Annotated in this window: 3 protein-coding genes; all 3 read left to right on the forward strand. The window is 35.6% G+C overall.

The annotated features are described in order from the left end of the window. Positions 1-518: 518 nt before the first annotated feature. The 3 genes from F6K40_RS38750 (at position 519) to F6K40_RS38760 (ending at position 4,331) form a co-directional block, all read left to right on the forward strand. Positions 519-2,063 (forward strand): TAXI family TRAP transporter solute-binding subunit, encoded by a 1,545-nt coding sequence (locus F6K40_RS38750; RefSeq protein ID WP_293145182.1) that lies wholly within the window; start codon positions 519-521, stop codon positions 2,061-2,063. Between the two features lie 658 nt (positions 2,064-2,721). Beyond that, the gene (locus tag F6K40_RS38755) at positions 2,722-4,182 is read left to right on the forward strand and encodes a RecQ family ATP-dependent DNA helicase (protein ID WP_293145185.1); all 1,461 of its coding nucleotides are present in this window, start codon (positions 2,722-2,724) and stop codon (positions 4,180-4,182) included. Further along, complete coding sequence (locus F6K40_RS38760) at positions 4,161-4,331, forward strand: hypothetical protein (RefSeq protein WP_293145187.1); 171 nt, start codon at positions 4,161-4,163, stop codon at positions 4,329-4,331. Before F6K40_RS38755 ends, F6K40_RS38760 begins: the two co-directional genes overlap by 22 nt. The last annotated feature ends 504 nt before the right edge of the window (positions 4,332-4,835 follow it).

Genomic DNA, 4,835 nt, shown 5'->3' on the forward strand with positions numbered 1-4,835 from the left:
GAGCTGTGTCAGTCCAATTGGTATAATCATAAAATTCAATCAAATTATCAGGAAAATAGGTTGACGCGCCACACTAAGGTGTTGTTGGGTTTATCCTTCGGATAAGCTGCGCTAACGTTCCTCAACCTAACCTACATATTGCACTATTTGAGCTGTGTCAGTCCAATTGGTATAATCATAAAATTCAATCAAATTATCAGGAAAATAGGTTGACGCGCCACACTAAGGTGTTGTTGGGTTTATCCTTCGGATAAGCTGCGCTAACGTTCCTCAACCCAACCTACGCTTATTGCACTATTTGAGCTGTGTCAGTCTACCTGGTATAATTATAAAATTCAATCAAATTATCAGGAAAATAGGTTGACGCGCCACACTAAGGTGTTGTTGGGTTTATCCTTCGGATAAGCTGCGCTAACGTTCCTCAACCCAACCTACATATTGCACTATTTGAGCTGTGTCAGTCTACCTGGTATAATTATAAAATTCAATCAAATTATCAGGAAAATAGGTTTAACAAAATGTCAACTAGCATATACTCCCATTGCCAACAACTCACTAAATTAATAGGAGGAATATTATTATCAGCGATCGCCTTAACTAGCTGCACAACCCAACGCCCCACCTTCATCCTCTCCAGTGGTGCCGACGGTGGAGCTTACCAACGTATCGGCAAACAAATAGTAAATTCCGCTCGTGAAGTTGGGAAAATGTCTATCCACGATAACTATAATTCCGAAGGTTCCGTAGAAAACCTCGAACGCTTACTCAATAAAGAAACAGACCTTGCCCTAGTTCAATTAGACGTCGCTAGCGAAGCAATGAAAACCGGAAAAGTACAAGCAATAGCTGTTCTTGCCAATGAATACTTACACCTGATTACACCATCAGACTCAGAAATCAAAACCTTTAGCGATCTTGAAGGAAAAAGAGTCGCCTTTGGCACTCCTCGCAGCGGCATTTACTTCACTGCCAAACGATTATTCAATGCTACCAACTTAAAAATCATAGAAGAAGAACTTGGTTTCCGACAAGGATTTAGTAAACTCAAACAAAAAGAAATAGACGCCTTAGTTTATGTCGGTCCATTAGGAGGCAGTAAAAAAGTGAAAGCTCAACTAATAACACCTCCTACCCTCAAATTAGTTCCAATGACAACTTCTTTTATTAACTATTTAACCATTCAATTTCCAGAATCATACCAAAGTGCAATCTTTCCCAAGGGTAGTTATATGCCACTATCACCAATACCTGGAAAAGATTTACCCACCATTTCCACTGCTGCCGCTTTAGTAACTCGCCCCGATGTTAGCAGAAAAAAAATCGCTCTTTTAACTTGGTCGATCATTTCGTCTTCTCGGAAATACTCATTATTTTACCCCGAACTTGCTCACGGCGATGCTAAATCCTTATTACGTAATGGATTGCTCTATCTCCATCCTGGTGCCCAACAAGCATTTGACCAAGGCGATCCCAGAGAATTTTGGGTGCGTTATTTTGAGGAAAATCAAGATTTACAAGCTGGTTTGATTGTTGTGATCTTTACAGGTTTCATAGGTTTTGTACTGCGAATGTGGCGTCAGAAAAAGTGTAGAAAGCTGATTAGAAATAGCCGTTTAGCTCTTGATGAAATTAATCTATGTGTAGAAACAAATCCTACTCAAGCTATTAAAGAAGTAGAAGAGTTAAGACAGCAACATCGGTTAATGTTGGTTGAAGGAAATTTGCCTAGAGAAGCTTATGAAAAATTAGAAGACATGACACAAGATATTGCCGAAAGGTCTCGAAAATTCCAAGAAAAACAACGTCGAAAAGATATTCAAAATACAATTTCATTAATTGATGACTGTCAAAATATTTCGGAAGGATGCCAACAACAAATGAGAGAAAAATTGAAAAACTCCGAGCAGAAATATCGAGAAATGTTATTATCAAATCAAATTGATATTCAGACTTATATTCATCTAACTCAGCTTATTCGTTCCTATATAAACTTCAATAATGATAACAATAATAATCATCAAAATGACAATAATAATTTTCCTATTAGTTTAGGAGACCATTAATTATCAACAGGACTTACGCAAAGGCACTACATATAGTGTTAACCCTTAAGACTCTCTGTACATTGGCTATCTAAACTAAGTTCCTCTTAGCGATATAGCTGCCCCACTTGCTCTGCCAACGCCTGAACCACAACAAAATTATCATAAACTGAAAAATTAGATTGAGATTTATATAGAACATCTGGTATAATAATTGAGTATAAAATTAATATACCTCTTGCATCAGTCGAAAATCTTAACTTTTTTTAAGAGCATGGTTAACTTTTTTCAAGTCTTACCATCAAATAATTACTGTATAAGAATCAGAGATTGTTACAGCGGTTTTCATAATTAGTAGACCACTGTAGGGACGTTCCATGGAACGTCCCTACAATGTTTTCCTTGTGAAGATGTGGTTCATCAAGAAAGAAAAGCGCTGTAAGAAATATGTGAGTAAGGCATAGCTTTGTAAGGGGGATTTTCAACAATGAATAATTAATAATTAATAATGAATAATGAATAATTAATTATTACCTCTCCTTGAAAAAAAGAGGATTGACTAATCATAAAATTTTTTATTTATTATCCCTTTACAAGGGGAGGCTTGAAACCAAAATTGTTCGGTCAATGTACTTGATAACTGTAGAAATTTTTATAACTGAAAAAGCTGATAATTGAAATGAAAAACTCCGAAAAAATATCCTGGAATAAAGTCAAAGAAACATTCAAAAAAATCTGGGGATACGACGATTTCCGACCCCCACAAGGAGAAATAATAAACTGCTTATTAACAGGAAAAGACGCCCTAATAATAATGCCAACCGGAGGTGGAAAATCAATATGCTTTCAACTTCCCGCCCTGCTACAAACAGGCTTAACATTAGTCATTTCCCCCCTAGTCGCACTAATGGAAAACCAAGTACAAGAACTAAGCGCTCGCTCCCTACCTGCTGCTCTCCTCCACAGTCAACTTACCCCACAAAAAAAACGACAAACACTGCAAAAATTAGAACAAAATAAATTTAGATTACTTTACCTTTCTCCAGAAACATTATTCAACCAAAAAATCTGGAATTTACTATCTCAACCCCAGACAAAAATCAACGGTTTAATATTAGATGAAGCACACTGTTTAGTACAATGGGGAGAAACATTTCGCCCTGCTTATAGACGTTTAGGAGCAGTCAGATCGGCACTAATAAAATCTAAACCACCAGGAACAAATATTGCTATTGCAGCATTCACAGCTACCGCAGATCCTCAAGCACAAAAAATTATCAAAACCACCTTACAATTACAAAACCCAACACCATTTTTACTCAGCCCCTATCGAAATAATTTACATCTAAAAATTCAACATATTTGTACTCCTAGAAGTCGCCGTCAACAATTATTGAACTTTATTAAAGCTAGAGAAAAACAAGCAGGTTTAGTTTATGTGAGAACCAGAAAAGACAGTGAAAAATTAGCAGAAATATTACGAGAAAAAAATTATCAAACTACAGCTTATCATGCTGGTTTAAGTGCAGAAGAAAGACGACATATTGAGAAAATTTGGATAGGAGGAGAAATAAATTTTGTAGTCTGCACTTCTGCTTTTGGAATGGGAATAAATAAACCAGATGTGCGATGGGTAATACACTTTCAAGCACCATCACTTTTATCAGAATATATTCAAGAAGTTGGTAGGGGAGGTAGAGACGGAAAACCAGCAGAAGCTTTAACTTTAATTAGCGAACCGACTGGTTGGTTAGATCCAGAAGATAAACAAAGACAAAAATTTTTAGCAGATAAATTAAAGTCACAATATCAAGCAGCAGAACAATTAATTAAACAACTACCAACCACGGGAAATATTGATAGTTTAATAGATGAATTTCCTAATGCAGCGATCGCTCTATCTATCTTGCATTCTTCTGGAAAATTGAAATGGCGCGACCCGTTTAACTATGTTATTAATAAGTCTGGTAGTGATCAAAAAGCTTCTTTAAATTACAGTTCGGGAGTTGAGGAAATGAATCAATATTTTTCTACTAAAAAATGTCGATGGCAATTTTTATTACAAGCATTTGGTTTTTCTCAGGAAGCTCAAAATATGCGTTGCGGTCATTGTGATAATTGTATCAAGAAGAAAAAGTAGTTCTCAAATTAAAATTGAGACGGCGCGACCCGTTTAACTATATTATGAATAAGTCTGGTAATGGTCAAAAAGTTTCTTTAAATTATAGTTCGGGAGTTGAGGAAATGAATCAATATTTTTCTACTAAAAAATGTCGATGGCAGTTTTGATTATAAGCATTCGGTTTTTCTCAGGAAGCTCAAAATATGGGTTGCGGTTATTGTGATAATTGTATCAAAAAAGGAAAGTAGTTGTAAAATTGAGATAGGGCAACCCGTTTAACTATATTGTTAATAAGTTTGGTAATGCTGAAAAAGTTTCTTTAAATTACAGTTGAGAAGTTGAGGAAATGAATCAATATTTTTCTACTAGAAAGTGTCGATGGCAGTTTTGATTAGAAGCATTCGGTTTTTCTCAGGAAGCTCAAAATATGGGTTGCGGTTATTGTGATAATTGTATAGAGAAAAAAAGTAGTTCTCAAATTAAAATTGAGACGGCGCGACCCGTTTAACTATATTATTAATAAGTCTGGTAATGGTCAAAAAACTTCTTTAAATTACAGTTGAGAAGTTGAGGAAATGAATCAATATTTTTCTACTAGAAAGTGTCGATGGCAGTTTTGATTAGAAGCATTCGGTTTTTCTCAGGAAGCTCAAAATATGGGTTGCGGTTAT

Source organism: Okeania sp. SIO3I5 (genome assembly GCF_010672085.1).
Classification (GTDB): domain Bacteria; phylum Cyanobacteriota; class Cyanobacteriia; order Cyanobacteriales; family Microcoleaceae; genus Trichodesmium.

What these genes read in the sequence shown, in the direction of transcription:
- F6K40_RS38750 (WP_293145182.1), top strand. Translation starts at nt 519, where the DNA reads ATGTCAACTAGCATATACTCCCATTGCCAACAACTCACTAAATTAATA.
- F6K40_RS38755 (WP_293145185.1), top strand. Translation starts at nt 2,722, where the DNA reads ATGAAAAACTCCGAAAAAATATCCTGGAATAAAGTCAAAGAAACATTC.